The organism is Candidatus Dedyshia acidiphila (assembly GCF_051025295.1).
Lineage (GTDB): Bacteria > Acidobacteriota > Terriglobia > Terriglobales > Acidobacteriaceae > KBS-83.
The window spans coordinates 14,695-40,983 of record NZ_JBMGJV010000006.1 but is presented as its reverse complement, the minus strand read 5'-3'; the positions used below and the strand labels follow the sequence as shown (position 1 = coordinate 40,983).

Annotated in this window: 24 protein-coding genes; 13 read left to right on the top strand and 11 right to left on the bottom strand. The window is 65.3% G+C overall.

The window, feature by feature from the left end:
• Positions 1-10 precede the first annotated feature (10 nt).
• Positions 11-865, top strand: coding sequence for a menaquinone biosynthesis family protein (locus tag AC5IJH_RS04120; RefSeq protein ID WP_491901609.1), 855 nt, complete (start codon positions 11-13; stop codon positions 863-865).
• 81 nt (positions 866-946) lie between these two features.
• Here the strand turns inward: AC5IJH_RS04120 and AC5IJH_RS04115 are convergent, their stop codons facing one another.
• Complete coding sequence (locus AC5IJH_RS04115; protein WP_491901533.1) at positions 947-3,742, bottom strand: beta-propeller fold lactonase family protein; 2,796 nt, start codon at positions 3,740-3,742, stop codon at positions 947-949.
• A gap of 100 nt (positions 3,743-3,842) precedes the next feature.
• On the opposite strand from AC5IJH_RS04115, the gene AC5IJH_RS04110 reads away from it, so the two are divergent.
• The 7 genes from AC5IJH_RS04110 to lptG all read left to right on the top strand — a co-directional run bounded on the left by AC5IJH_RS04110 (position 3,843) and on the right by lptG (position 11,835).
• Complete coding sequence (locus tag AC5IJH_RS04110; protein WP_491901532.1) at positions 3,843-4,802, top strand: acyl-CoA desaturase; 960 nt, start codon at positions 3,843-3,845, stop codon at positions 4,800-4,802.
• 86 nt (positions 4,803-4,888) lie between these two features.
• Entirely contained in the window at positions 4,889-5,842 is a 954-nt protein-coding gene (locus tag AC5IJH_RS04105) for a sensor histidine kinase (RefSeq protein WP_491901531.1), read from the top strand.
• Positions 5,839-6,600 (top strand): response regulator transcription factor, encoded by a 762-nt coding sequence (locus AC5IJH_RS04100; RefSeq protein ID WP_491901530.1) that lies wholly within the window; start codon positions 5,839-5,841, stop codon positions 6,598-6,600. Before AC5IJH_RS04105 ends, AC5IJH_RS04100 begins: the two co-directional genes overlap by 4 nt.
• A gap of 58 nt (positions 6,601-6,658) precedes the next feature.
• On the top strand, positions 6,659-6,862 hold the full coding sequence (locus AC5IJH_RS04095) for a heavy-metal-associated domain-containing protein (RefSeq protein WP_491901529.1): 204 nt from the start codon (positions 6,659-6,661) through the stop codon (positions 6,860-6,862).
• Entirely contained in the window at positions 6,849-9,116 is a 2,268-nt protein-coding gene (locus AC5IJH_RS04090; RefSeq protein WP_491901528.1) for a heavy metal translocating P-type ATPase, read from the top strand. The genes AC5IJH_RS04095 and AC5IJH_RS04090 overlap by 14 nt, the downstream gene beginning before the upstream one ends.
• Positions 9,113-9,460 carry a metal-sensitive transcriptional regulator gene (locus AC5IJH_RS04085; protein ID WP_491901527.1) on the top strand — a complete coding sequence of 116 codons (348 nt, stop codon included), beginning with the start codon at positions 9,113-9,115 and terminating at the stop codon, positions 9,458-9,460. The genes AC5IJH_RS04090 and AC5IJH_RS04085 overlap by 4 nt, the downstream gene beginning before the upstream one ends.
• Positions 9,461-9,522: 62 nt before the next feature.
• Positions 9,523-11,835: an LPS export ABC transporter permease LptG gene (lptG, locus tag AC5IJH_RS04080; RefSeq protein ID WP_491901526.1), complete on the top strand. Its 2,313-nt coding sequence runs from the start codon at positions 9,523-9,525 to the stop codon at positions 11,833-11,835.
• Here lptG and nuoI read toward each other — a convergent pair.
• Positions 11,832-12,356, bottom strand: coding sequence for an NADH-quinone oxidoreductase subunit NuoI (gene nuoI, locus AC5IJH_RS04075; protein WP_491901525.1), 525 nt, complete (start codon positions 12,354-12,356; stop codon positions 11,832-11,834). The genes lptG and nuoI overlap by 4 nt on opposite strands.
• 79 nt (positions 12,357-12,435) lie before the next feature.
• Here nuoI and AC5IJH_RS04070 point away from each other — a divergent pair, with 79 nt between their 5' ends.
• A complete protein-coding gene (locus tag AC5IJH_RS04070; RefSeq protein ID WP_491901524.1) occupies positions 12,436-12,924 on the top strand; it encodes a MarR family transcriptional regulator in 489 nt (162 codons plus the stop codon).
• Positions 12,921-14,579 carry a chloride channel protein gene (locus AC5IJH_RS04065; RefSeq protein ID WP_491901523.1) on the top strand — a complete coding sequence of 553 codons (1,659 nt, stop codon included), beginning with the start codon at positions 12,921-12,923 and terminating at the stop codon, positions 14,577-14,579. Before AC5IJH_RS04070 ends, AC5IJH_RS04065 begins: the two co-directional genes overlap by 4 nt.
• Here the strand turns inward: AC5IJH_RS04065 and recO are convergent.
• The 7 genes from recO to AC5IJH_RS04030 all read right to left on the bottom strand — a co-directional run bounded on the left by recO (position 14,576) and on the right by AC5IJH_RS04030 (position 20,397).
• Positions 14,576-15,310 (bottom strand): DNA repair protein RecO, encoded by a 735-nt coding sequence (gene recO, locus AC5IJH_RS04060; RefSeq protein WP_491901522.1) that lies wholly within the window; start codon positions 15,308-15,310, stop codon positions 14,576-14,578. The two genes, AC5IJH_RS04065 and recO, sit on opposite strands and share 4 nt — an antisense overlap.
• Before the next feature lie 69 nt (positions 15,311-15,379).
• Positions 15,380-15,640, bottom strand: a complete 261-nt coding sequence (locus tag AC5IJH_RS04055; protein WP_491901521.1) for a 4Fe-4S dicluster domain-containing protein — start codon at positions 15,638-15,640, stop codon at positions 15,380-15,382.
• Positions 15,641-15,765: 125 nt separating this feature from the next.
• On the bottom strand, positions 15,766-17,373 hold the full coding sequence (locus AC5IJH_RS04050; protein ID WP_491901520.1) for a DUF5597 domain-containing protein: 1,608 nt from the start codon (positions 17,371-17,373) through the stop codon (positions 15,766-15,768).
• 71 nt (positions 17,374-17,444) lie between these two features.
• Positions 17,445-18,344 (bottom strand): inositol monophosphatase family protein, encoded by a 900-nt coding sequence (locus AC5IJH_RS04045; protein ID WP_491901519.1) that lies wholly within the window; start codon positions 18,342-18,344, stop codon positions 17,445-17,447.
• A complete protein-coding gene (locus tag AC5IJH_RS04040; protein WP_491901518.1) occupies positions 18,341-18,652 on the bottom strand; it encodes an RNA chaperone Hfq in 312 nt (103 codons plus the stop codon). Before AC5IJH_RS04040 ends, AC5IJH_RS04045 begins: the two co-directional genes overlap by 4 nt.
• A 42-nt stretch (positions 18,653-18,694) precedes the next feature.
• On the bottom strand, positions 18,695-19,681 hold the full coding sequence (locus AC5IJH_RS04035; RefSeq protein ID WP_491901517.1) for a VWA domain-containing protein: 987 nt from the start codon (positions 19,679-19,681) through the stop codon (positions 18,695-18,697).
• Complete coding sequence (locus AC5IJH_RS04030; protein WP_491901516.1) at positions 19,678-20,397, bottom strand: molybdenum cofactor biosynthesis protein; 720 nt, start codon at positions 20,395-20,397, stop codon at positions 19,678-19,680. The genes AC5IJH_RS04035 and AC5IJH_RS04030 overlap by 4 nt, the downstream gene beginning before the upstream one ends.
• Positions 20,398-20,520: 123 nt before the next feature.
• Here AC5IJH_RS04030 and AC5IJH_RS04025 point away from each other — a divergent pair, with 123 nt between their 5' ends.
• Complete coding sequence (locus AC5IJH_RS04025; protein ID WP_491901515.1) at positions 20,521-22,086, top strand: helicase HerA-like C-terminal domain-containing protein; 1,566 nt, start codon at positions 20,521-20,523, stop codon at positions 22,084-22,086.
• A 14-nt stretch (positions 22,087-22,100) separates the two neighbouring features.
• Here the strand turns inward: AC5IJH_RS04025 and uppS are convergent, their stop codons facing one another.
• Both uppS and AC5IJH_RS04015 read right to left on the bottom strand, forming a co-directional pair.
• Positions 22,101-22,931, bottom strand: a complete 831-nt coding sequence (uppS, locus tag AC5IJH_RS04020) for an undecaprenyl pyrophosphate synthase (protein WP_491901514.1) — start codon at positions 22,929-22,931, stop codon at positions 22,101-22,103.
• Positions 22,932-23,053: 122 nt separating this feature from the next.
• A complete protein-coding gene (locus AC5IJH_RS04015) occupies positions 23,054-23,518 on the bottom strand; it encodes a helix-turn-helix domain-containing protein (RefSeq protein WP_491901513.1) in 465 nt (154 codons plus the stop codon).
• Positions 23,519-23,799: 281 nt separating this feature from the next.
• On the opposite strand from AC5IJH_RS04015, the gene AC5IJH_RS04010 reads away from it, so the two are divergent.
• Positions 23,800-24,456, top strand: coding sequence for an HAD family hydrolase (locus AC5IJH_RS04010; RefSeq protein ID WP_491901512.1), 657 nt, complete (start codon positions 23,800-23,802; stop codon positions 24,454-24,456).
• A gap of 43 nt (positions 24,457-24,499) precedes the next feature.
• On the top strand, positions 24,500-26,224 hold the full coding sequence (locus AC5IJH_RS04005; protein WP_491901511.1) for an acyl-CoA carboxylase subunit beta: 1,725 nt from the start codon (positions 24,500-24,502) through the stop codon (positions 26,222-26,224).
• Positions 26,225-26,289 lie beyond the last annotated feature (65 nt).

Sequence of the window (26,289 nt, the reverse complement as noted above, 5' to 3'; positions counted from 1 at the left end):
CATCCCGCAGATGGAACAGACCACCACAGGCGTGCGCGAGATCACCATCGCGCACTCGCCCGACTCCGATGACGCTTTCATGTTCTACGGGCTGGCGACCAACAAGGTGCGCGTGCCCGGACTGAAGTTCACCCACACGCTGACCGATATCGAGACGCTGAACCAGAGAGCGATCAAGGAAGCGTTCTACGACGTGACCGCGATCTCGTTCCACGCGTACCCGTACATGCAGGACCGCTACACGCTGATGGCGTGCGGCGGCAGCGTGGGCGAAGGCTATGGCCCGATGATCGTGTCCTCGCGGCGCTTCTCGCTGGACGAGATCAAGAAAGTGCGCATCGCGATTCCCGGTGAGCTGACCACGGCGGCGCTGTCGTTGAAGCTGTTCGCACCGGAGATCGAGACGACGCTAGTGCCGTTCGATCAGATCATCCCCGAGGTACTGGCCGGCAAGCATGAGGCAGGGCTGATCATTCACGAGGGGCAGCTCACGTACGCGGCGAGCGGGCTGTTCAAGGTGCTCGACCTGGGCCAGTGGTGGCGCGAACAGACCGGACTGCCGCTTCCGCTGGGCGGCAATGCGATTCGTCGCAGCCTGGGTGACGAGACGATGCGCGTTGTGACGCGCGCGCTGCGGGAGAGCATCCAGCATGCGCTCGACCACCGCGAAGAGGCGCTGGCCTACGCGATGCAATTTGCGCGCGATCTCGACACGCAGCTCGCGAATCGCTTCGTCAGCATGTACGTGAACGAGCGCACGCTGAACTACGGCGAGGACGGCAAGGAAGCGATTCGCCGCCTGCTGGCCCTGGGCCATGAGCGCGGCATCATCCCGCACCCAGTGAACGTCGACTTCGTCGGCTGACGGACTCGAACCAAGTCTGACCAGAAGCTAAGAGAGGCGGCCACGATGGCCGCCTCTCTGCATTTGCGCAGTCGCATGCGGCTAGTCGTCGTCGCGGCGCTTCCCTGCCGGAATGCGCAACGCTGCCGGGAGCGGTGTGTTTCCCTTCGCATCGCGCCACAGGATCACGTTGAGCTTCTGCGGATCGACATGGTCTTCGTGGCGGAAGTCCATGCGGCTGGATTGCTTTGCACCCGGCGCGCTTGGCTTGTTCGCGGTATAGATCAGGCCGTTGTCTCGGTTGCTGACGTCCGCGTCGAAGGCGGGCTGATCCCCTGCACCGCCGAAGAGCGCGGCGATGGGCGGCGCGAAGGCGTCGTTGTTGTTCATCGGCGGTACGCCGAGCAGGTCCTCCATGGTGCGGACCATGCTCACCGTGGTGTAGAAGCTGTGCTCGACGAAGGGCGTCGCCTGCCGCGGCGCGTACTTGCTGACGACGAGCGCGGTGCTGCGGTGCGCATCGACGTGATCGGCGCCGGCCTGTGCGTCGTCTTCGAGGATGAAGAAGGCGGTGTCGTTCCAGTACGGGCTGTGCGAGACGGCCTCAACGGCGCGGCCGACGGCGAGGTCGTTGTCAGCCACCGATGCGCTGGGAGTTGGCTTGCCCGGGCGGGTGCCGCCCGTGTGGTCGTTGGGAAAGCGCAGCATGACGAACGCCGGCATTTCGTCTCTGCCGCTGTTTCGCTTTGCTACCCACTGTTTGAACTGTTGATCGAACTCTTCAAACCGTAACTGATCCGGGAAATCGAGTTCGAAGTCGGGATAGTTGGGATCGAAGTGCCCCACCAGCTCGGGCTTGGTTGCGACGTTCTCCGCGATGCGAGGAATGGCCCACGGGTACGGGCTCTTGCCGCCGCCATACATGGCGGGGACCTCACTGCCGGGCGCGATTGCAGGCTCAGTGCAATGCTCCGGCTCGGGTTCGGGTGTGCCCTCGGTCGGGCTCTTGCGTGGCGCGGGCTCGTCCGAACCGCAGAAGTGCGTCGCGACGAACTCGCCGAAGTGGTAGTAGCTCTTGCCGTGGCGCGCGAGGTTCGTCCAGAGATAGCTGCTCGCGGGTTCGTTCACGTCGGGAATCTTCTCGGCGAGCGGGAAGCCGTTCTCGACCACGCCTTCGTAGTCGTAGATCCGCTCCTTGCCGCGATAGGACTGCTGCCACGTGCGCTCGGTGTAGTCGCTGGTGATGGCGGCGGTCGACCAGACGTGGCCGTCGCCCGAGACCTCACCCGAGTCGTAAAAGTTGTCGAGGATGCCGAACTGCTCCGCGAGCTTGTGCTGGTTGGGCGTGATGTCGCGACCGTACATGGTGAGGCTGGGGTCGCCATCGCCTGACTTCAGATCGCCGAAGACCTGATCGTAGGTGCGGTTTTCTTTGATGATGTAGATCACGTGGCGGATGGGGTTTGCGCCGCCATGGAAGCGGATGTGGACCGCGGCGGCGTTCTGCATGTTGCTCTCGACCGACTGGCGCGTGAGCGATGCGAGCTGCGCGCGTGCCTGGGTGAGATCGATGGAGGCGAGCGAGCCGCGCAGGAGCGTGGCGATGTAAGTGGAGGAGCGCTGCGGGGCGCCAGGCTGCGGATGGTTGTTGGGGCCGGTGCCCTTGCCCTTGCCGGTGGCGATGAAGAGGTGCTGGTTGACGAGGGCGAGCCCGGTGGGGAGCCACTCCGTGGGCACGAAGCCTTCTGCCTGTTGAGGGGTGCCGGCGTGCGAGCGACGCGTCTTGAAGACGGCGACGGAATCTGTGCCTGCGTTGGCTACATACAGCGAAGTGCCATCCGCGGAGAGCGCCAATGCATCCGGCTCCGCACCAAAGAGTGTCTGGCCGGGCAGGCGCGTGTCGTAGAGGCCGGTGAGTTTCATCGCGGAACCAGCGACTGAGATTGCCGCGGCGGCATCGCGATTGGCGAGCGCGACGTAGAGCGTCTTCTCATCGGGGGAGAGGGCGAGCGCGGCCGGGTGTGATCCGGGTGAGGTCGCGTCCTTGGGCGGCAGCAGCGATACAGTGCCCAGTACCTTGCCGCTGCGCAGGTCGAGCTCGGCGACTGCGGAGGCGTTCCATAGTGCGACGAAGCCCCGGCTGCCGTCGCGAGTTGCCGTGACGACGAAGGGATAGGCGGAGGGCACTACGGGGCCAGTCGAGAGATCGAAACGCTGGCGGATGGTGCCGCTCGCTGCATCGATCAGCAGGACGTCGTCGGAGAGGTCGTCGGCCACGAGAAGCTGATCGTCCTTTGCGCTCTTCACGACGGCGAGGCCAGCCGGAGACGGAATGGCCTTGCCTGGCGGCAGAGCGGCGGCGAGCCTGTTCTGTGCGCGGCCAGGCGCGAGCGTCTGGAGAGGAATGGGGATCAGCCGCTCCGGCGTGAGCTTGTCGGCATCAATGCGGTAGACCGCGATGGCATTGCCGGTCTGCCAGGTTTTGCCGCCCTCGGGCGCGGTGAGCGAATCGAAAGAGGCGAAGAGGCGCGTGCCATCGGAGCTGAAGGCGAGCCCCTGATAGAGCATCTGGGGCATGTGGCGGTCCGTGCGCGCGTCCGGAACGTCGATCACCTTGCCCGTGGCGGTGTCGACCAGGGCGATCGATTGGAGGTACTGCGAGTCTGCCGAGCCGTAGCCCGCGTTCAGCAGCGCGAGGTGGCGACCGTCCGGAGAGACCGCGACCGTCATCGGCAGGTTGTTCGTTCCTTGCGGCGAGCCCGGCACCGGACTGAGTTCTTTGCTGGTTGGGAGGGGCGTTGGACCCTGGGCCAGACCTACAACTGTTGTGGCAGCCAGCAATAGACCACTCGAGAACACCCGTTTCGTGAAGAAAATCCGCATGAACTTTTGTCTCATGCACCCCTGCGTACCGCGATTACAAAACTGTTACGGAGGGGGTCCGGAGGCTGCTGGTAGGGTCGAAGTTGAAGCTATTCCAAACAAGGTCTCCTCGCGCATGCCCGTTGAAATGCCTGACATCCTCGAAGCTCCCTCCCCCTCCCCCGCTTCCTATCCGGCAGCGAAGATTGCCGCCGAGCGGTCGAAGCGCGGCAAGGTCGATGTGCCAGTGCTCGGCAAGGCCACGCAGGGCAGCCGCCGCAACTGGATCACCACAGTCTTCATGCTCGCGTTCCATGTCGGCGCTGTCGCGGCGCTGTTCTTCTTCACGTGGACGGGTTTCATCGCCGCCGTCGTTCTCTACGTGCTCGCGATCAACGTCGGGATCGGGATGTGCTATCACCGGCTGCTGACGCACCGAGGCTACAAGGTGCCGAAATGGGTGGAGTACGCGATGACGATCTGCGCCACGCTCTCGCTCGAGGGTGGGCCGATCTTCTGGGTCGCGACACACCGCGTGCATCACCAGCTCAGCGATCATGAAGGCGATCCGCACACCCCGCACGATGGTGGCTGGTGGGCACACGTCGACTGGATCCTGAAGGGCGACGCGCTGCACCATGAGACAGCCCTGCTGTCGCGCTATGCTCCGGACCTGGCGAAAGACCCGGTGCATCGCATGCTGAGCCGCTACCACTGGGTGCCGCTGGTCGTGGTCGGCCTGGGGCTGCTTGCCATCGGTGGCTGGCCTGCAGTTCTGTGGGGCATCTTCCTGCGCGTCACCCTGGGGCTGCATGCCACGTGGCTGGTGAACTCGGCGACGCACATGTGGGGCTCGCGCCGCTTTGCCACGAAGGACGAGTCGCGCAACCTGTGGTGGGTAGCGATGCTGACCGGCGGCGAAGGCTGGCACAACAACCATCACGCGCACCCCGTTTCTGCACGCCACGGACTGGCCTGGTACGAACTGGATCCGAACTACTGGGGCATCTGGCTGCTGAGCAAGCTCGGGCTCGCGACGCAGATCAAGATCGCTTCGTACGATCCGGCAAATCCGCGTCCCGCGGGCGCAGCCTAATCGCACGCCGAGAGAACACACGAACCAAGCAGCATTCCACGGCGCCGGCAGACAACTCTGCCGGCGCCGCTATACTTTGGGGCACGATGCGGATCACACGGCGGGGCCGGGCGATGTTCTTTTTCATCGCGCTGGGTGTTTGCCTGGTCGGCGTCGCGCTCACTTTGAATGTCGGCTGGATCATCCTGAACTGGCGTCGCCTGATGCCGCTGGTGATCGGCATTCCCTTCTTCGGCCTGCTGATCGCCGGGCTGATTGTGAATACGGTCTTCCTGGTGCGCGAAGTGCGTCGCAGCGAGCAGCAGGACAGCTTCCTGAATGCCGTGACACATGAGTTGAAGACGCCCATTACCTCGATCCGCCTCTACCTGGACACCATGCGTCGGCGCGAGGTAACGCGCGAGCAGCAACTGGAGTTCTTCACCATCATGGCGGACGATACCGACCGGCTGATGGCGACCGTGGAACAGGTGCTGAAGGCCGGTGAGCTGGGTCAGCGCTCGAAGAGCCAGGTGCGGGAACGCGTGCCGATGGATCAGTTGGTGGAGCAGGCGGCGGTCACGGCGCGATTGCGCTATCACCTGCCACCCGGTGCGATTGAAGTAGAGCGGCGGGCGCTCGAAGGCGCACCCGGCGGCTCGAGCTTCGATGTGGCCGGCAACGCCGACGAGCTGCGCACGGCGGTGATGAACATCCTGGACAATGCGGTGAAGTACTCGCCGGAAGGCGCGCAGCTGACCGTAGTGCTGTCAGTGGAGAGCGATGCGTGGGTGATGGTGAGTGTCGCCGACCAGGGCCTGGGCATCCCGCAGACACAGCTCAAGCGCATCTTTCGCCGCTTCTATCGCGTGCCACACCGCAGCATTCTGCGCGTGAAGGGCACAGGGCTCGGTCTGTTCCTGGTGCGATCGATCGCACGCCAGCACGGGGGCGATGCCTTTGCAGAGAGCGCAGGTGAGGGCCACGGTGCGACCATCCACCTGCAGTTGCCGCGCATTCTTACACCTGGCAAGAGCCTGGAAGGCGGCGCAACGGTATGAGCGCGAGCGCGTATGTCCTCATCGTCGAAGACGAGGAGCACCTCGCCCAGGGGTTGAAGTTCAACCTCGAGGCGGAGGGCTATCGCGCCGTGATCGCGCGCGACGGCGAGTCGGCGCTGGCAATGACGAGCGATCAGCGTGGCGGTTATGACGTCATCCTGCTGGACGTGATGCTCCCCGGCTGCGATGGGTTCGCGGTGGTCGAGCAATTACGCGAGCGCGGCGATCGCACCCCGGTGCTGATGCTGACTGCACGCGGCCGCTCCGAGGACATCCTGCGTGGATTTGCAGCGGGCGCGGACGACTATCTGCCCAAGCCCTTCGACTTGTCGATTCTGCTGGCGCGACTGCACGGCTTACTGCGGCGCTGGTCCTGGCTGCGGCGCGCGGAGGGCGCAGCGCAGGCGGAGCAGGAGACGCCGTTCCGTTTCGCGGGACGGACCATCGACTTCGCCGCGCTGGAGCTGCGCATCGATCGGCCGGGCGGCGAGCGCACCGTGCGGCTGACGGTAATGGAAGCGGACCTGCTGCGCTACCTGGTGCGCCACCAGGCCCGGAGCATCCCGCGCAAAGAGCTGCTGGAGCAGGTGTGGCGGATGCGCGAGGACACGGACACACGCGCTATCGATAACTTCATCGTGCGCCTGCGCCGGTACCTCGAAGAAGACCCGGCTGCGCCGGTGTTCCTGCGCACGGTGCGAGGGGTCGGCTATCGCTTCGACCCGGAGGGCACCTCGCCCTCCCCTGCCGCCGAGTAGCTGCGGTTTGCATCCTCGGCGTGGGACGCGCATCTTATCCTGTATAGGGGGTGGGGGTATGGCTGAGCTAACCTTTCAGATCGATGGCATGCACTGCGGAGCATGCGTGCAGCGGGTGACACGCGCACTCAACCAGGTTCCGGGTACGCAGGTGGACGAGGTACGGGTGGGCGCCGCGCGACTGCGCGGCGAGTCCGCATCGCCAGAGCCGTATGTCGCAGCGATTCGCAAGGCGGGGTTCGAAGCGCATGTCACCAGCTGACACGGCTTTGCGGCACGCGGAGCAGACGCCCGCGACGCCGGCTGAGCCGGAGGTCTGCACGATCGTGATGCCGATCGAGGGCATGAGTTGCGCGGCGTGCCAGTCGCATGTCGAACGCTCGCTGCGTGCTGCGCCTGGGGTGATGGATGCGACGGTGAACCTGCTGGCGCATTCGGCCCGTGTGATCTACGCGCCGGGACAGTCGTCGCCGGACGCACTGGTGAAGGTGGTCGACGAGTCGGGCTACCAGGCGACCTTGCCCGACGTCGGCCGCTCTGCCAAACGCACTGAGGATGACGAGAAGAGCGCCGCACGCGCGGCGAGCCGACTGCTCTGGATGGCTGTCGTCACGATTACGGCCGGCGCGATTCTGATGTGGATCAGCATGGCGGCAACGGAGCCGGTGAGCCGGACGCGCTCACTCGTGCTTGGAGCCGTGACGCTGCTGGGCATGATGACCGCGGGTGCGCCGGTGTACCAGCGGGCGTGGCGCGCGGCACGCCACCGCACCACGAACATGCACACGCTGGTCGCGCTAGGCACCACTGCTGCGTTCTTGTACTCGGCATCCGCGACGCTATGGCCTGGAATATTCGAGCGCCATCGCCTACGCGCGGATCTCTATTACGACTCTGTGCTGTTCATCCTCGGCTTTCTGCTGCTGGGCAACTGGATGGAGGCGCGGGCGAAGAAGCGTGCGCTCGATGCCGTGCGCACGCTGGCGGAGTTGGAGCCGGGTGAGGCGCGCATTCTGCGCGAGGGGCGCGAGATCGTCGTGCCCACTGCGACTGTGCTGCCGGACGACACGGTCGTTCTGCGGCCGGGCGAGCGGGTGCCGGTCGATGGCATTGTTTTGCGCGGCACGACGCAGGTCGATGAATCGCTGCTGACCGGGGAGGCACGGCCCGTGGCAAAGGCGACCGGAGATGCGCTGACTGGCGGATCGCTGAACTACGATGGCGCGCTCGAATACCGAGCGACGGCTGTGGGGGCGGAGAGCCGGCTGGGGCAGATCCTGCGTCTGGTGGAGCAGGCGCAGTCCTCGCGTGCTCCCATGCAGCAGCTTGCCGATCGCGTGAGCCGCATCTTTGTGCCGGTAGTTCTTGTACTTGCGGCCGTGACGTTTTTGGCATGGTCCTTCATCGATCCGAGCCGCGGATTCGCGACGGCCGTCGCGGTGCTGGTGGTCGCCTGCCCTTGCGCGATGGGGCTGGCTGTGCCTGCGGCGCTCACCATCGCGGTGGGGCGCGGGGCCCAGTTGGGCGTGCTGTTCAAGGGCGGCGAGGCGCTGGAACGGCTGGCGCATGTGGATACAGTGCTCTTCGACAAGACTGGCACGCTGACGGAGGGTGCGCCGAGTGTGATCGCGATTCTGCCCGCCGCCGGCTGGACTGAGGAGGGGCTGCTGGCGCTCGCTGCATCCGCCGAGCAGCGTTCCGAACATCCCTTGGCCCGGGCCGTGCTGCGCGCGGCGGAGTCGCAGCATCTGCCGCTCCAGCCAATTGAGGATAGCCAGGCGCGCCCCGGGATGGGGGTTGAGGCGGCGGTTGGCGACACGCGCGTGCTGGCCGGCAACGCGAAGCTGCTCCGCGAGCATGGTGTCGATGTTTCGGACTCTGCGTCCGACGCGGACCAGCAGGGCGCGACGACTCTCTATATCGCAGCCGACAAGACTTACGCCGGCTTGCTGCTGTGCCGCGACACGGTGCGCGTTGAGGCGGGTGCCGCGCTTGCGTCGATGCGCCGGCTTGGGCTGCGCACCGTGCTGCTGACCGGCGACAGCCTCGCAGCCGCCGAGCCGGTGCGTGCGGAGTTGGGCATCGATGAAGTGGAGGCGGCGCTCTCACCCGAGCAGAAGCTCCAGCGCATCCAGGCGCTGCAGCAGGCGGGGTCGCGCGTCCTGATGGTGGGTGATGGCATCAACGATGCGGCTGCGATTGCGCAGGCAGATGCCGGCCTTGGGATGGGCAGCGGCACCGACCTGGCGCGCGAAGCGGGCGATGCGGTGCTGCTGCGGGGCGACCTGCGCGCCGTGGCGGCGACCATTGAACTGGCGCGCCACACCCGGCGCGTGATGCAGCAGAACCTGGGCTGGGCCGCGATCTACAACGTGCTCGCCATTCCGCTGGCTGCGGGAGCATTTGCGCGGTTCGGGCTGCTGCTCTCGCCTGCGGTGGCCGGCGCGGCCATGGCGCTGAGCTCGGTGAGTGTGCTGCTGAACAGTCTGCGCCTGCGGCGCTGGAGGGCAGCATGAGCGCCACGAAGAAGACGGCTGTGCCGGCATCGCACGCTGCGTGCGCAAGCAGCGGCAGGCACGCGGTGGCTGTTGACCCGGCGTTGAAGACGGCAGCGGTTCGCCGGCTACGACGCATTGCAGGGCAGGTGCGTGGCCTCGAGGCGATGGTCGAGGACGAGCGCTACTGCGCCGACATTCTGGTGCAGGTCGCGTCCGTGCAGGAGGCGCTGCGTGGCGTGGGCCGGCTGCTGATGCGCAATCACCTGGAGCACTGCGCGACGGAGGCGATCCAGAAGGGCGGGGAGAGCGCGACCGCGATGTACGACGAGCTGCTCGACCTCGTATACCGTCACGCACGGTAGCCAGCCACTTCCAGCGTAGCGCAGCGAATCGAGCACAGTACACTAGCCCGAAGGCCGACTTCGTGCGCATCCTGACCCGTTACATCCTGAGCGAAGTGACCTCGCATGCCCTGCTGGGCGTAGCGCTGTTCACATTCGTGCTGTTCATGCGCGACCTCGGCCACATTCTGGAGCTGGTGGTGCGGGAGAGCGCGTCGCTGGCCAGCATGGCTGAGATCTTCCTGCTCACCCTGCCCAACACCTTCACCGTCACGATCCCGATGGCGGTGCTGGTCGGCGTGCTGCTTGGCTTGAGCCGGCTCGCCGCAGACAGCGAGATCACCGCAATGCGTGCCGCCGGCATGGGCGTGTGGCGGTTCGTGGGCATCGTGTCGATCGTCGCGGTGTTCGGGTGGATCCTTTCGCTGCTGAATGCGCTGTACCTGGCCCCGCGAGCGGCGGAGGCGTTGCTGGAGCTGGAGAACGGCCTGAAGACGTCGCAGGCCTCGTTCGAGATTCAGCCGCGCGTCTTCTACGAAGATTTCAAGAACTACGTTCTTTACATTCAGGATGTGCGCGCTGCAGCGGGCGCAGCCCAGTGGCGGCGTGTCTTCCTCGCCGACCTGACACATCCGGGGTCGCCACGAATTATCACCGCTGCGCAGGCGACGGTCGTGAACGGCGGCGATGGCTCGCTGCGGATGCGACTGCGCAATGGCACGCAGCACGAGTTCGTCGCCAACGATCCGAATCAATACTCCGTCTCCACCTTCGCGGAGGCGGATCTGCCACTGCAGATCACTGAGCAGGATGCCACGCACATTGGCCATGCGGACATGCCGGTGCTGGCCATGTCCGCCCGCGAGCTGTGGCGGCGCTCGCATGCGCCGGGCGGGCAGTGGTATCGCATCGAGCTGTACAAACGGTTTGCGTTCCCGACGTCGTGCCTGGTGCTGATGCTGGTGGGCGTGCCGCTCGGCCTGGCGTCGCGGCGCGGCGGCAAAAGCGCCGGCTTTGTGCTGACGATCGCGCTGGTGTTTCTCTACTACTTCCTGTCGTCGACGGGCGTGGCGCTCGCCCGGCAGAACAAAATCGATCCGTTCCTCGGCGTGTGGGCGGCGAATCTGTTGTTCGGCGGACTGGGAGTTCTGCTGGTCCAGCAGCTCAGCCGCGGCAGCGTGGTGCCGCTGCTCTTTACCCTGGGCAGCGGACGCGCCGGTGGCCGGCAACAGCGGCAGCGGGCGCCGCGCCCCGAGCAGACGCCGCGTGCGCGCTCCGGCCGTCGCAGCTTTCCCATCATCCTCGACGAGTACGTGCTCCGCGAATTCCTCACCACGTTCGGCCTGGTGCTCGTCACGTTCGTAATGCTGATGCTCGTCTTCACGTTCTTCGAGCGGCTGGGCGACATCATTCGCAACCGCACACCGCTGGTCACGGTGGGCGAGTACCTATTCAACCTGATTCCGAGCATGATCTACACGCTGATGCCGCTGGGCGTACTCGTCGCTGTACTGGTGACGTTTGGCGTACTCAACCGGTCGAGCGAGCTGACGGCGATGAAGGCGACCGGCATCAGCCTCTATCGCGTGATCGTGCCCGTGCTGGTGATCGCCGCCGTGCTCGCGCTCGGGCTGTTCCTCTTCGACGAGAGCTATCTGCCCGGCGCGAATCGCCGCCAGGAGGCACTGCTGAGCGTCATCAAGGGGCGCCCGGCGCAGACGTTTCTTCGCCCCGATCAACAGTGGATCTTCGGCAAACAGGAGCCCGCGCGGCCGGGGCGCATCTACTACTACCAGTTCTTCGATCCGGATCACGACCGCTTCGCGAACCTGTCGGTCTTCGAGTTCGATCCGGAGAACTTCTCGCTGACGCGGCGCATCTTCGCCACGACGGCGCACTGGGATCCACACCTGCACCAGTGGCTGTTTGAAGACGGCTGGGACCGCCATTTCGATGGCGAGGCGGTGAGCAGCTACGAGCGCTTCTCGCTCAGCACGTTCAGTACGTTGCCGGAGCAGCCCGCATACTTCAAGAAAGAAAACCACCAGTCGTCGGAGATGAGCTTCCTCGAGCTCTCGCGATATATCCACGACCTGCGGCAGAGCGGATTCGACACCATGCGGCTGCGCGTGCAGCTGGATCACAAGCTGGCCTATCCGCTGATCACGCTGATCATGGCCGTGCTTGCCGTGCCGTTCGCGCTCTCGATGGGCCGGCGCGGCTCACTGACCGGTGTGGCGGCAGCGATCGGTGTCGCGATCGCCTACTGGATGGTGGAAGGATTGTTCCAGGCGATGGGCAATGTGAACATGCTGCCTGCATTTCTGGCAGCGTGGTCGCCGGACCTGCTGTTCGGGCTTGCCGGTGGCTACCTGTTGCTGAAGACGCCGACCTAGCGGGCGGCTTCGCTCGGCGGATTCGCCGCGTAGATCTCGTCGGTCTGCACCTGGTTCTCGCCGGTGAGCGTGCTGACCGGGGTCAGCATGTCTTCCTTGCGATAGATCAGGTTGGTCGCGTTCAGTGTGGCCAGTTCAAAGCCGTGGCCGTGCGTGATTGCGTCCGTGGGACAAGCCTCGACACAGTAGCCGCAGAAGATGCAGCGGTTGTAATCAATGTTGTAGACCTTGGCATAGCGCTCGGCGCTCGAGAAGCGCTTCTCGTCCGTGTTTTCTGCCGCCTCAATATGAATGCAGTTCGAAGGGCACGCTGCGGCGCAGAGGAAGCACGCGACGCACTTCTCGAGGCCGTTCTCGTCGCGCTGCAGGACGTGAGCGCCGCGATAGCGATCCTGAAAGTGCGCACCGCGATTCGGCCCTGGGCCGTCCGGGTAATTCTCCACCTCTGTTGGCTTGAACATCTCGCCAAAGGTGATCGACATTCCCTTCGCCACGCCGGCTATGTTGCGCACGATCGACATACCTGAAGTATACGCCGGAGGGCGGTCCGGGCAGGAGGGGTTCACTGCTTCACCAAATATATCGTGATACGATATAAGTGTGATCGAGACTGCACGACCGCCCCGCTCTCGCCCGGAGGCTGAACCTGCCGACAACCTCATTGGAGAGCTGGCAGAGTTCCGCTACCGTCTGCGTCATTTCCTCCTGTTCAGCGAGCAGGCTGCGACCAGCGCGGGCCTGCAGCCGCAGCAGCATCAGCTTTTGCTGCAGATTGCCGGTGCGCCGGCGGGCGCGGTGCCGACCATCGCCTACGCGGCGGAGCGGCTGGGCCTGCGGCACAACAGCGTGGTCGAGCTGGCGAACCGCTCTGAGGAGCAGGGGCTGCTGGAGCGGGCCAACGACGAAGCGGATGCACGGCGCGTGCTGTTGCGCGTGACGGTACGCGGTAGCCGCATGTTGAACAAGCTGGCACGGCATCATCGCAACGAACTGGAGACGATGGGACCGGCGCTGATCGAGGCGCTTACAGGCCTGCTGACGCCCGCAGCCCACCCTCCGCTGGCAGAGGGGACGAGGAGCGCGCGATGAAGGCTGTTCGCACGGAGTCTCCGCTCCGCGACTTCACGCTCGATCGCCGCGTCTGGCTGATCTCCGCGCTCGCGGCGGTCGTCGGCGCAGGCGGTGCGGTGCTCGCCGTGGTGCTGCTGCGCGCGATCGCGCTCGCCACCAACCTCTTCTACTACCACCGGTGGAGCCTCGAGATGGTGGGCCCTGCCGGCAGCCCGCTTGGCGCGTGGATGGTGGCGGTGCCGATCCTCGGCGGCCTGATCGTCGGCGCAATGGCGCGCTACGGCTCCGACAAGATTCGCGGGCACGGCATTCCCGAGGCCATGGAGGCAATCCTGTTGCGCGGCGCGCGTGTGGAACCGCGGGTCGCGCTGCTGAAACCACTTTCCGCAGCGATCGCGATCGGTTCCGGTGGTCCGTTCGGCGCAGAGGGCCCAATCATCATGACGGGCGGCGCGTTCGGCTCGCTGCTGGCGCAATGGGTGAGGCTCACGGACGCTGAGCGAACCACGCTGCTGGTGGCCGGCGCGGCTGCAGGCATGTCTGCGACGTTTGCCGCCCCGTTCGCCGCGGTGCTGCTTGCGGTGGAGCTGCTGCTGTTCGAGTGGCGTCCCCGGTCACTCGTACCTGTTGCAGTTGCGAGTACGGTCGCTGCTGTCCTGCGGGTGTGGTGGCTGGGCGCGGGACCGCTCTTCCCTGTTCACGACCTCGCCATGCCCGGGGGCATTGGCTTCGCTTTCTTCGCGGCGCTGCTCGGGATGGTCATCGGGCTGGCTGCGGCCGCGATCAGCCGCATGATGTATGGCTTCGAAGACCTGTTTCATCGTCTGCCGGTGCACTGGATGTGGTGGCCAGCCATCGGTGGGGTCGGGGTGGGATTAGGCGGCTTGTTCTTCCCGCACGGGCTCGGCGTGGGCTATGACAATATCGCCGCGCTGCTCGCGGGCAAGGCGACACTCGCGCTGATCTTCGGCGTGATCGTCTTCAAGTCGCTGATGTGGGCCTTCTCGCTCGGCTCAGGCACATCCGGAGGCGTGCTCGCCCCGATCCTGATGATTGGCGCCTCCATCGGCGCGCTGATCGCGCATCTGCTTCACATGCCGGAGGGGACGCTGGCTCTGCTCGGCATGGGCGCGATGCTGTCCGGTGCGCTGGGCGCTCCGCTGACAGCGATTGTCTTCTCGGTCGAGCTCACCCAGGCTCTGCCGGCACTCCTGCCACTGGTCGCGGCCTGCGTGGCTTCCTATACCGTCACGTCGCTCATCATGCGCCGTTCGATCCTGACCGAGAAGCTGGGACGTCGGGGCTACCATCTGACGCGCGAATACGGAGTCGATCCACTCGAGATGGTGAGCGTTGGCGATGCGATGCAGGAAGTCGACAAGGAGCCTCCGGCGTACGCGGCGCCGGTGGATGTGATGCCGGCGCCTGCACTCTGGGCCTATGGGGATGACACCTGCCGCAGCGCTGCGGAGCGGATGGCGACGACGGGCCAACTTCGGCTGCCCGTCCTCGACCGTACGACGCATCAGCGGATCGGCTTTGTCTCGCTCGAAGATTTGCTGCTCGGGCGGCGACGTTCGGTCGAACGAGAGGAGGCCCGGGAGCGCGTGTTCCGCCTGCTGTCCTCGCGGTACCGTGAACCGGCGAACGAGCGCGAGGAGGCTGGGGTCTAACCGCCCTGCTTCACCAGCGCAGCGGCACTCGTAAGGCGACGTTCAAGGTGGCGCTCGAGCGTCTGCACGGAGAACTTTCGCAGATCGCGAGCACGCTCGCGGGGCCAAGGCTCCGCGGCAAGTGCCGATGCGGGCGCGTGCAGGATGTGCGCAGCCAGTCGCTGCGAATCGCTCGACAGCGTGCCGGAGGCGAGCCGCCGGTGATGTGTGCACACCAGCCCATCTGAGAGCGCATGGAAATAGGCCGGTGCTCCGTCGAGCGGCTCCGCACAAAGCATGCAGCGCCGCAGGTCCGGCAGCCAGCCCATGAGGCGTGGCATCCAGAGCGCGAAGTAGGTAACCGGCATCCACACATTCCCGCTGGCCGCCACGTCGAGTACCGAGAGCAGCAGGCGGAAGACGGCGTCGTTCGGGTCGTGGTCGGGCTGCGTCTCGTCCGTGACCTCTGCAAAGAAGGCGAGCGCGCTGAGCCGCAGATAGTCGATCTGCAATGAGAGCGGTGACTGCACGATCTCGAAGTAGTCGAGCCGGACCAGTTCCTGGCGTGGCCGCTCGACGAAGCTGGCGCGCACATGGGTCATCGGCTCGAGCGCCCCGCCGAAGCGACGGCGGCTCTTCGCTGCAGATTTAGCGACACCCTTCAGCTTGCCGTACTCGCGGGTGAACAGCGCCACGATCTGGTCGGCCTCGTGGATGGGCCAGGTGCGCAAGACGATGGCTTCTGCGGTCATGCAGGTCGATCCAGACGCAGCAACGCGCAGCCCGAAGGCTGCGCGTTGGCAATGCAAAACAAGGAGTGCCTAGCGGCCAAAGTGCGTGGAGTTCTTCTCTGCGTAGCTGGCCCACTTCTCCGGCAGGTCGTCGCCGGCGAAGATTGCGGAGACGGGGCAGACCGGCACGCAGGCACCGCAGTCGATGCACTCGACGGGATCGATGAACAGTTGGTCGGCCGCGCCGTAATCGCCCTCATCCTTCTTGGGATGAATGCAGTCAACGGGACAGGCATCGACGCAGGCGCTGTCCTTGGTACCGATGCAGGGTTCTGCGATGACGTAAGCCATGAAGCGAAATCTCCAGTGCGGTGGGTTCTCTGCGATTGTAGCAGGGCGCGACAGGGCCGATGGACGCGGTGAAACGCGCCGCTACGCGGCCCGGGACGCTGTTGCGAGGTCCTTTCGGCCGCTGCCTAGTAAGTGCCCATCTGCACCCGCACCACCATATCGTCGTGCCGCAGATTGATGCCGCGATCCGTCTGGTCACCGTTCAGGATGCGCAGCGCGTGCCAGCTTCCGTTTTCGTAGCGGCCTTCCTCGGCACGAACGATCTGCGCGTACCCCTTCTGGCCCGGGCCGACCCGGAACGTCACACGCGTATCGAAGCCGGCAAGGATGAAGGTGTCGGGCTCGGTCTGCGCGATGAGCACGCGGCCCATGTGGTCCGTGGTGCCAGGCGCACGGGCGCCATCTTCCTGCGGATGGCCGAAGCCGATCTCCGCATGCCAGCGGCCCAGCTCGAGCGAAGTATCAGCGCGCCCGACCTCCTCGGTCGCGGTGTGCACCTTCCCTTCGTAGAGCCACTTCGCGAGATCGCGATCCATCGGCGCAAGCAGACCGTAGTTTTCCGTGTGGCGCTTGGGCAGTTCACCCGGCGCGAGCGTCCAGCCGGTCTGGTCCGTGGCGAATGGCGAGTAGCCGATGCCGCCCAGGCCCATGACGTAGAAGATGCCTTTGCCGAAGTCGTCCCCGAGACCGGTCTCCGGCACCCACACTGCATTGTCTGGACGGTGGTAGGCGTTCAGGATGAGGTTGAAGGCCTCCGTATCGCTGGTGTAGATATCCGGCCCGATCATGTCGATGTGGGTTGCGGTCGCCTTCCAGATGGGGAGGTTGGTCTGCGCCGGCCCGCCGCTCGGGTAGCTGTCCCCGGGATGATCCCAGCCGCGCACGTGGTAGCCGTGCGGGTACTGCATCCACACGTTGCAATAAAGCGGGATATCGAACTCCTGCCTGCCAGCCGCAGCCACCTGGTCGATATAGTGCGCCACCGAGTAGGCCTGGAACGCCTCATCCGCATCGGGGCCGCCCTCCTGGGTGTGGAAGAGGTCGCGCCACGTGCCCGGCCGTTTGCCGAGTGCCTTGACGAGCGCGGCGGGAACCGGCCCATCGAACTGCTTCTGCGCAGCGGGTGAGTAGTCACGCACCGCATTGATTGCGCCCGACTCGTTCTCGACCTGCACCAAGATGACCGTGTGCCGCTCACCATCAATCTCGCGCAGGTGGTGCATCAGTGCGCGGAAGGCAGCCTTGTCGGCCTCGAGGTTGGTGTCGGAGTTGGCAGAGAGCACCTGCACCGGATCGCCGCGCTCGTTGATCATGCGCGGATACTTCTCCGGGTTCGTCTTGATCCACTCGGGAACGTAATGATCCTCGCCGTTCTTCCAAGTGCCGAACCACAGGATGTCGAGGTGAAGCTTGTGCTCGCGCGCGCCGTTCACGAGCAGATCAACGGTGGAGAAATCGAACTTGCCCTGAACCGGCTCCATCTGCTCCCAGTAGACAGGCGCCTCGATGGTGTTCGCATGCATACCCTCGAGCGTGGGCCAGACTGCCGGCAGAGTGGACGGCCACGAGCTCGAGTTGTTGATCTGCCCGCCGAGCACGAAAAATGGCGCGCCGTCGACCATCAGGGCATGGTGGCCATTGTTTTCGACGAGCTTCGGCGCATCAGCCGCACCTGCGGGCAACGAGGCGAATGCAAGAACTGCAGCGAGGGCGGAGGCAGACAGAGTGCGCATGTAAGGCCTTTCACGAAGACGAAAAGACCATACCGCATCGAGCTCCGAATGAGCTAGCGCGTGCCCCGTGCTTACTTTGCGTCGTGCTTGGCGCGGCGAGCGGCGAACTCGGCTGGCGTAGGGACGGGCTCGATATCTCGCCCGGCGAACATGTCGGAAAAGATCTGCTGCACCTCGGGCAGGAGCAGCCCGTTGGTCGCGAGCACTTCGCGGCTGTCCAGTCGGAAGGGGTGGCCCTCGAAGCCGGTCATCGTTCCACCTGCCTCGCGCACCATCAGGACGCCCGCCGCTGTGTCCCAGGGGTTCAGGTTGAACTCCCAGTACGCGTCGAAGCGGCCCGCCGCTGTGTACGCCAGATCGAGCGCGGCAGCGCCGGCGCGGCGCACACCATGCGAGCGTAGCGTGAGCTGCTGATAAAAGTGCACGTTTGGATTCTCGTGACGCTTGTGACTGGGAAAGCCGGTCGCGAGCAGCGCCTCCTGCAGATGTGCGGTCTTCGAAACCTGCAAGCGACGGCCGTTCAGGTACGCGCCGCTGTCCTTCTCCGCCACGAACAGCTCGTTGGTCACCGGATGATAGATGACACCGGCGATGAGCTCGCCATCCTGATCCGCGGCGAGGCCCGCGGGGCGGTGCTCCAGGCCGAGCGAGATGCAGAAATATGGGAAGCCGTGGGCGAAGTTCGTCGTGCCATCGAGCGGGTCCACATACCAGCGGTACTCGGCCTCGAGACCGAAGCGCGTTCCCTCTTCACCGAAGATGCCGTGGTTGGGGAATGCGTGCTGCAGCTTCGCGACGATGAGCTCTTCGCTGGCGCGATCTGCCTCGGTGACGAGATCGACGTCGCCCTTGTACTCGGCGCGCACACCGCGTTCGTAGTAGTCGTGGACCAGCAGCCCGGCTTCGATGGCGATCGCAGCGGCGGGAACAGCAAGTCCGAGGTTGAGGGAATCCGGTAGCTGGCTGATCACGGGCGGGGCTCGGGGGCGGTGTCGCTGCGGGTTTCTGGACGGGCATCCGGACGCGGACGGCGCCCCTGCTCGCTGATGGTGCGAATCTGCTGCTTGTAGATGAAGAGGTTCGGCCGGCCCTCGCGTGTGAGGCGGATCATGCTGTCGTCGAAATACTCGATCCAGCCGGACACGCTCTCACCATCGCGCAGCTTCACCGTGACCGGGACCTGCTTCTCCGACAGGAAGCGCAGGTACGCTGTCTCCTGACCAGTGTCGCCGGGCGGGGGCGCTTTGCGGCCGCGGCGGGCGGAGCTCTCATTCGGCATGCGGCGATTGTAGCCGAGCCGAATGGACGGCTTTCAACAGGGCTATTGTCCCGCGTCTTTCGCGTAGTAGCCCGGACGATTGCGCACACTGTAGCGCGTCTCACCCTGTGCCCCGCTCAGCTTCACGGTGATGCTGCGAAACCTCGTGCCACCAGCGATCTCCGCCTCGGGCGGACGCTGCTGCGGGTAATAGCCGAGCAGGTATTGCGTGCGCAGATCGTCGGCGATGCGCTGGAAGATCTGATCGAGCGAGCCCTGGTCGGCGTAGTAGGCACGCCCACCGGTCTGTTCGGAGAGCGTAATCATCGCGTGCTCGCCGGCAAGATCGCGACCGGCACTCGCCGCGACGGGCACGTCGATGATGCTGTAGATCATCACCTCGTCGCGCACGGCTTCATCGAGCGCGTCCTGATAGCTGGAGCCGTTCACGGTATTGCCGCCATCGGAGACGACGACCAGCACGCGTCGCCCATGCTCAGGCCGCAGCAACTGCGATGCGAGCACGATGCTGCTGTAGAAGGCAGTGCCGCCGCGGCCGCGATGCAACGAGCCGAGGCCGCCGGCGATACGCTTTGCGTCGCGCGTGAATCCAGTGACTTCGCGCGTGCTGTCGGCAAACGCGAGCAGGTCCGCACGGTCCTGCGCGCGCAGCACATCGTGCGTGAAGTGGAGCGCGGCCTGCTGCTCCTGCGCGAAGTCCTTCGACACGCTGCCGCTGATATCGACTGAGAGCACGATGGCGAGCGGCGCGGAGGTGTCGCGCTCGAAGACGGCGATGCGCTGCGGCTTGCCGTTCTCAAGCAGAGTGAAGTCATCGCGGTTCAGCGCACCAATGGGCGCGCCCGCCTTGTCGGTCACGCTGACGAAGACCGGCACGAGACCAACGTTGACGCGGAAGTTGGGGACGCTGTCCGGCTGCGGATCGGAAGACGGCTGCGTCTGCGCAGCGCCGGCGAGCGATAAGGCGAGCGAGACGACGAGTGGCAGCAGCTCGGCGCGGCGAAGCTGGCCGATGACGTTGCCCATCATGGGGCAGGTTCCGGCTGCGGTGCTGCGTCGGGCGTCAGCTCGGGCGGGAAGGGCTCGCCGTCGGTCCACACGGCGCCATCGGCGAAGTGCTCCTTCTTCCACACCGGCACCGTGCGCTTGAGCGTGTCAATCAGCCAGCGGCAGGCGTCGAACGCGGCCGCACGATGCGCGGAGGTGACGACGATCAACACGCTGCTCTCCCTTACCTCGATCCGCCCCAAACGATGAACGATGGCGACGCGATCGATCGCGTAACGCTCGCGTGCTTCGCTGGCGAGCTTGCGCATGCCGTCGAGCGCCATGGCTTCGTAGGCTTCGTAATCGAGAAAGAGCGTGCGCCGTCCGCGCGTGTTGTCGCGCACGGTGCCGTCGAAGACGACAGTGCCGCCATCGCCGGGCTGCTGGAGTGCAGCGATCAACTCGTCGCGGCGGATCGGCTCGCGCGTGAGCGCAATGTGCGGCTCAGCAAAGCCTGCCGCATCGAGGCCGCCCGAGACTGGCGGTAGCAGCGCAACTTCGTCGCCATCCCGGAGCACGACCGCACTGTTGGCGTATTCCTGGTTCACGGCCACCGCCAAAGCAGACCACACCGGGTCTGGGGTGCGCAGATGGTCGAGCAGAGAGCGGACGGTCGCGCCCTCGGGCAGCGTGAGCGACTGACCGTCCGAGGCGAGAAGGTCCTTGAGAACGCCGAAGAAGAGAACGCGCACCTGCATGCTTCCTCAGCTTAGACGGTCGATGGCATGGAAGGTAGTCCGGCGCGCGCGTGGTGCGAAGGAGGCGTGCTCGGTGTACCTTCGTCTTTTCGGAGAACCCGCTGCGGCGGTAGGAGAGGCTGGATGCCAGCACCGATGCTGATTGCCCGCACCATTGACACCAACGAAGACCTGGCGCTACTGCCCGGGCTGACGAACCGGCACGGCCTGGTCGCCGGCGCAACCGGCACGGGCAAGACGGTGACGCTGCAGGTGATGGCAGAGGCGCTGAGCCGGCTGGGTGTGCCAGTGTTTGCGGCGGACGTGAAGGGCGACCTCTCCGGCATCAGCCAGCCGGGCACGGGCACGCCGAAGCTCAACGAGCGGCTGAAGGCGATGGGCCTGCCCGCGCCGGCGTTTGCTGGCTGCCCCGTCACGCTGTGGGACATCTTCGGCGAGCAGGGCCACCCGGTGCGCGCGACCGTCTCCGAGATGGGGCCGCTGCTGCTGAGCCGCATCTTGAACCTGAACGACACGCAGGCCGGCGTGCTGACGCTGGTCTTCAAGATTGCCGATGACGAAGGCATGCTACTGCTCGACCTGAAGGACCTGCGGGCCATGCTGCAGCACGCGGGCGACAACGCCGCGCAGTACAAGACGCAGTACGGCAACATCTCCGCGGCGAGCATCGGCGCAATCCAGCGTGGGCTGATCGGGCTCGAGCAGCAGGGCGGTGACAAATTCTTCGGCGAGCCGGCGCTGAACATCGACGACCTGATGCAGACGGACGAGCATGGGCGCGGCGTGATCAACCTGCTGGCGGCGGACAAGCTGATGCAGGCGCCACAGCTCTACGCCACCTTCCTGCTGTGGCTGTTGTCGGAGCTGTTCGAGCAACTGCCGGAGGTGGGCGATCCGGAGAAGCCGAAGCTGGTCTTCTTCTTCGACGAGGCGCACCTGCTGTTCAACGATCTACCACCCGTACTCGGCTCGCGTATCGAGCAGGTGATCCGGCTGATCCGGTCCAAGGGTGTCGGCGTGTATTTCGTCACGCAGAACCCGACGGATATCTCGCAGGTGGTGCTCAGCCAGCTCGGCAATCGCGTGCAACATGCACTGCGCGCCTTCACGCCGAACGATCAGAAAGCGGTGAAGGCGGCGGCGGATACGTTTCGCCCGAATCCGAAGCTCGACACAGCGAGCGCGATCACGCAGCTCGGTGTGGGTGAAGCGCTGGTGTCCTTCCTCGACGAGCGCGGCACGCCCGGCATCGTCGAGCGCGCGATGGTGACCCCGCCGTCAAGTCAGATCGGTCCGATCACACCGGAGCAGCGGCACGCCTTGATCGCCAACTCGCCGGTGGCGGGCGTCTACGAGAAGACGGTCGACCGCGAGTCAGCCTACGAACGGTTGAGCGGCAAGGCGCAGCAGACACCGACGCCCGTGCAGATGCAGCAGCGGGACCAGGTCAACCAGCAGGCGCAGGCTACGGTGCAACAGCAGAGCGCACCGGCCGGCGCGGGCATCGGCGCGGCCGCTGGCGGTCTGCTGACCGAGGCCATGGGAGCGCTGTTCTCGAGCAACACGCGACGGATGTCGCCCGCGCAGGCCATGGTGAACAGCGCAGCACGAGCGATCGGCTCGCAGGTGGGCCGGGACCTGATTCGCGGCGCCCTGGGCACGCTGCTGGGGGGCTCGAGCCGTCGTTGAGAGATGTTGAGAAGCTAGCGGGGGACGAGCACGCCTGAGGGCTCAGGCAGCTCTTCGTCCGAGGGCGACCGATCCTTCAGCCCGCCGTAGCGGCGCTCGCGCCGCTGGTATTCCGCGATGGCTTCGAGCAGATGCAGGCCACGGAAGTCGGGCCAGAAGCGATCGGTGACGAAGATCTCGGAATAGGCGATCTGCCACAGCAGAAAGTTCGAGATGCGCATCTCGCCCGAGGTGCGGACCACGAGATCCGGATCAGGCATGTGCGCCGTGTAGAGGTGGCGGTGCAGATCGTCTTCGGTGATCGCGTCCGCACTGCGGCCGTCCGCGGCACGCTCGCGCGCGAGTGACGCGAAGGCATCGATGATCTCCGAACGCGCGCCGTAATTCAGTGCCAGCGTGAGCACAGTGCCCGTGTTGCGAGCGGTGGCCTCGGCAGCCCGTTGCATCTGCTCCTGCACCTCGGCTGGCAGCTCGTGCGTGCGCCCGATGTAGGAGATGCGCACGTTGTTGTCATTCATGCGCTGCACGTTGTTGATGAGGTAAGAGCGCAAGAGGCGCATCAGGAAGTTCACTTCCGTCTTCGGCCGCTTCAGATTGTTCTCGAGCGAGAAGGCGTACAGCGTGAGCCACGGCAGGCCGATGCGGGAGGACGTCTCGACGACGTACTGCACGGATTCGGCGCCCTGCTGGTGACCGAGGAAGCGCTTCAAACTACGACGGCCGGCCCAGCGACCGTTTCCGTCCATGATGATGGCAATGTGTTCCGGCATACGCTCGGGGTCGAGCGACCGGTAAACAACCTGCTCCTCGGGCGAGAGCTCGTGGGTCCGGTTGGGTGACTTCATGGACAAACGCCCTTCCCTCTCAGCCCTTCGACCGTAGCACAGCGCGGAAGGGGGTCGCAACGCGCGGGACCTGCCGGAGAAGCAGGCCCGGCGCGCGCGACGGGGTGATGCGAAGCGTTCGGCTAGGCGACGGCGGTGCGGCGGCGGCCGAGGGCCATCTCGCGCGCCTGGTTGAGGAACATGGAGCGCTGCAATGCGTCCAGCTTCGAGATTAGAGGAGCAATCTCGGCCAGGAACGGATCGTTGAACATGGACAGGGAGTCGTCGTGCTGACGGTTCCGGGCATCGTGCAGCAGGTTGCACATGTCGACTTCGAGTGCAGTAGCCAGCCGCTCGAGCGAGGACAGTGTCGGCATCGCCTTGCCATTCTCGATCTTCGAGATGTAGGTGCGGGGCACCTGCATGCGACCGGCGAGCTGACGCTGCGAGAGGTTACGTCCGCGGCGCGCATCGCGCACGGCACGGGCCACCTGCAGACCACCCTCTTCTGCTTCCGGTTCAGGGGTTCGGGAGGTCGCGACCGGAACGACAGGCTCCGGCTCTTCCATCTCCAGGGACTTGCGGCACCGCCTGCAGAGTGTGGTCATCGTGCGGAACTGCACGAGACTGCAGTGAGTGCAGCGCATTACCTCGCGCGCCTCGACGCTTGCTAAGGTAGTTGCCATATGTTGTACGGAGGCCAGAGCGGGCTTCCCTGCGCAGAAGCAGTAGGACTTCAGCGCATTGCTACAGTGCAGCAGCCTTGATTTTAGTGTCAAGGAAATTCCGGAGACAACCCGGCGAAGATCGTGTGAATCGCCGGGAGGAATCGCTAGAAAACCCGAAGAGTCCCGAAGCAGAGTGGCTCATCGGAAGAACGAGGGACATAGTGACAAACCAGGTACCTGGCCCGCCTGCGTCGGACGCAGTCAAGCCGACGCGCGAAGCCGCATGGGCGCTGCTGACCGAGCACACGCACAACCCCAGCCTGCTGAAGCATGCGCTCGCCGTAGCGTGCTGCGTTCGCGCCTACGGCGAGCAGGAGGCAGAGCGCCGTGCGCTTCCGGAGCAGGAGCGCGCGGCGATAGTGTCGCTCTACGAGGCGACGGCCCTGCTGCATGACTTTGACTACGAGAAGCATCCGTCGCCGGAAGAGCACCCCTTCGTCGGCGTCCGCATCCTGGAGGAGCAGGGCTGGCCCGTCGAGATGCGGCACGCCATCCTTGGGCATGCCGACTACAGCGGCACACCGCGCGAGTCGCACCTCGACCAGGTGCTGTTCGCGTGCGATGAGCTCGCCGGATTTCTGACGGCATGCACACTGGTGAAGCCGTCGAAGTCGATTCACGACGTCGAAGTCGCAGGCGTGAAGAAGAAGCTCAAGGACAAAGCCTTCGCTCGCGGGGTCAATCGCGACGATGTGATCAACGGAGCACGCGAACTCGGGGTCGATCTGGATCAGCACATTGCGTTCTGCCTCGCCGCGATGCAGCGGGATGCAGAAGCGCTGGGGCTGGATGGAACTCCGGCAGAGGCGAGCGCCTAGCAGGCAAGGGTCGCGCCTCTGCTATGCTGGCCCGTTTCCGCCTATGCCTCCTCCTGACGCGCCATCGCCCGCCTTCAGCAACACGCTCGCCTCGAAGCTCGACCCGAAGGCGAAGCGCCAGCAGTCGAACTCGACCGGCATGCTCGCGCTGCTCTCAGCCATACGGCAGCAGGAGACGACGCTGCGCGAGGGTGGCGGCGCGAAAGCGATCGAGTCTCAGCATGCGAAGAAGCGGCTGACCGCTCGCGAGCGGCTGGCACTGCTGCTCGATCCGGGAACGGAGCTGTTCGAACTCGGGCTGTTTGCCGCGTTCGGCATGTACGAGGAGTGGGGCGGGGCGCCCGCGGCAGGCGCGATCTGCGGGCTGGGGCGCGTCGCCGGGCGGCTCTGCATGATCATCGCCAACGACGCCACGGTGAAGGCCGGTGCGTTCTTCCCGATGACCGCGAAGAAGGTGCTCCGCGCGCAGCACATCGCGCTTGAGAACCGCATCCCGACGCTCTACCTGGTGGATTCGGCGGGCATCTTTCTGCCGTTGCAGGAGGATGTCTTTCCCGACCAGGACGACTTCGGCCGTGTCTTCCGGAACAACGCGCGCATGTCGGCGATGGGCATTCCGCAGATGACGGCCATCATGGGCATGTGCGTCGCGGGCGGCGCGTATCTGCCGGTGATGACCGACCACGTGCTGATGACCGAAGGCAGTGGATTGTTCCTTGCCGGACCAGCGCTGGTTGAGGCCGCGATCGGGCAGAAGTACACGGCTGAAGAACTGGGCGGGGCGACCATGCATGCCGAGATCTCGGGCACGGTCGATTTCAAGGAGCCGAACGATCATCTGTGTCTCGCGCGTCTGCGCTCGCTCGTTGGGAAGTTGGGCCATCCGCGGCCCGCACCGTTTGATCGTGTCGCCTTCGATCGCGTGGCTGATGCTCCCCGGTATGCGGCGGAAGACCTGTATGCGTTGATTGATCCGGACCCGGCGCGCGCGTCGACGAACACCTACGACATGCACGAACTGATCGCGCGTGTGGTCGATCGCTCGGAGTTCGACGAGTACCGGGCGGATTATGGGCGCACCCTGCTTTGCGGGTATGCACGCATCGGCGGCTATGCGGTGGGCATCGTGGCCAATCAGAAGCAGCACCAGCCGCACACCAGCCACACCGGCGAGAAGCGCGTCGAATTCGGCGGCGTAATTTACGCCGAGAGCGCTGATAAGGCCGCACGTTTCATCCTCGACTGCAACCAGAACCTGGTGCCGCTGATCTTCCTGCACGACGTCAACGGCTTCATGGTGGGGCGGGATGCGGAGTGGACCGGCATCATTCGCTCGGGCGCGAAGATGGTCGCGGCCGTGTCGAACTCGACCGTGCCGAAGATCTCCGTGATTGTGGGCGGCTCATTTGGTGCGGGCAATTACGCGATGTGCGGCAAGGCCTATGACCCGCGGTTCATCTTCGCGTGGCCAACGGCGCGCTACGCCGTGATGGCGGGCGCATCAGCAGCGGGAACGCTGGTGGAGCTGCGCCTGCGGACGCTCGAGCGCGGCGGACGCCGTCTCAGCGATGAAGAGAAGCAGGAGATCCGCAAGAGTATCGAGGCAACCTACGAGGCGCAGACCGACTGTCGCTATGCGGCGGCGCGGCTCTGGGTGGACGGCATCATCGACCCGGCGAGGACGCGCGAGGCGCTGATGCTGGCGCTGGAAGCAGCGGCGCTCAATCCAGAGGTGGAGCGCTTCCATCCCGGCGTGCTCCAGACCTGAGCCAGTTTCCTTCCGCGTTCAAAAGCAGGATAGGTGACCAGGCAGGTGCATGCCCAAGAGGTGGC

Excerpts from the sequence above, each read along its gene's own strand:
- AC5IJH_RS04015 (WP_491901513.1), bottom strand. The coding sequence starts at position 23,518 with ATGACCACACTCTGCAGGCGGTGCCGCAAGTCCCTGGAGATGGAAGAG.
- AC5IJH_RS04120 (WP_491901609.1), top strand. The coding sequence starts at position 11 with ATGGAACAGACCACCACAGGCGTGCGCGAGATCACCATCGCGCACTCG.
- AC5IJH_RS04115 (WP_491901533.1), bottom strand. The coding sequence starts at position 3,742 with ATGAGACAAAAGTTCATGCGGATTTTCTTCACGAAACGGGTGTTCTCG.
- AC5IJH_RS04065 (WP_491901523.1), top strand. The coding sequence starts at position 12,921 with ATGAAGGCTGTTCGCACGGAGTCTCCGCTCCGCGACTTCACGCTCGAT.
- AC5IJH_RS04030 (WP_491901516.1), bottom strand. The coding sequence starts at position 20,397 with ATGCAGGTGCGCGTTCTCTTCTTCGGCGTTCTCAAGGACCTTCTCGCC.
- AC5IJH_RS04100 (WP_491901530.1), top strand. The coding sequence starts at position 5,839 with ATGAGCGCGAGCGCGTATGTCCTCATCGTCGAAGACGAGGAGCACCTC.
- AC5IJH_RS04110 (WP_491901532.1), top strand. The coding sequence starts at position 3,843 with ATGCCCGTTGAAATGCCTGACATCCTCGAAGCTCCCTCCCCCTCCCCC.
- AC5IJH_RS04040 (WP_491901518.1), bottom strand. The coding sequence starts at position 18,652 with ATGCCGAATGAGAGCTCCGCCCGCCGCGGCCGCAAAGCGCCCCCGCCC.
- AC5IJH_RS04005 (WP_491901511.1), top strand. The coding sequence starts at position 24,500 with ATGCCTCCTCCTGACGCGCCATCGCCCGCCTTCAGCAACACGCTCGCC.
- uppS (WP_491901514.1), bottom strand. The coding sequence starts at position 22,931 with ATGAAGTCACCCAACCGGACCCACGAGCTCTCGCCCGAGGAGCAGGTT.
- AC5IJH_RS04105 (WP_491901531.1), top strand. The coding sequence starts at position 4,889 with ATGCGGATCACACGGCGGGGCCGGGCGATGTTCTTTTTCATCGCGCTG.
- AC5IJH_RS04025 (WP_491901515.1), top strand. The coding sequence starts at position 20,521 with ATGCCAGCACCGATGCTGATTGCCCGCACCATTGACACCAACGAAGAC.
- AC5IJH_RS04055 (WP_491901521.1), bottom strand. The coding sequence starts at position 15,640 with ATGGCTTACGTCATCGCAGAACCCTGCATCGGTACCAAGGACAGCGCC.
- recO (WP_491901522.1), bottom strand. The coding sequence starts at position 15,310 with ATGACCGCAGAAGCCATCGTCTTGCGCACCTGGCCCATCCACGAGGCC.
- AC5IJH_RS04095 (WP_491901529.1), top strand. The coding sequence starts at position 6,659 with ATGGCTGAGCTAACCTTTCAGATCGATGGCATGCACTGCGGAGCATGC.
- AC5IJH_RS04085 (WP_491901527.1), top strand. The coding sequence starts at position 9,113 with ATGAGCGCCACGAAGAAGACGGCTGTGCCGGCATCGCACGCTGCGTGC.
- AC5IJH_RS04035 (WP_491901517.1), bottom strand. The coding sequence starts at position 19,681 with ATGATGGGCAACGTCATCGGCCAGCTTCGCCGCGCCGAGCTGCTGCCA.
- AC5IJH_RS04050 (WP_491901520.1), bottom strand. The coding sequence starts at position 17,373 with ATGCGCACTCTGTCTGCCTCCGCCCTCGCTGCAGTTCTTGCATTCGCC.
- nuoI (WP_491901525.1), bottom strand. The coding sequence starts at position 12,356 with ATGTCGATCGTGCGCAACATAGCCGGCGTGGCGAAGGGAATGTCGATC.
- AC5IJH_RS04090 (WP_491901528.1), top strand. The coding sequence starts at position 6,849 with ATGTCACCAGCTGACACGGCTTTGCGGCACGCGGAGCAGACGCCCGCG.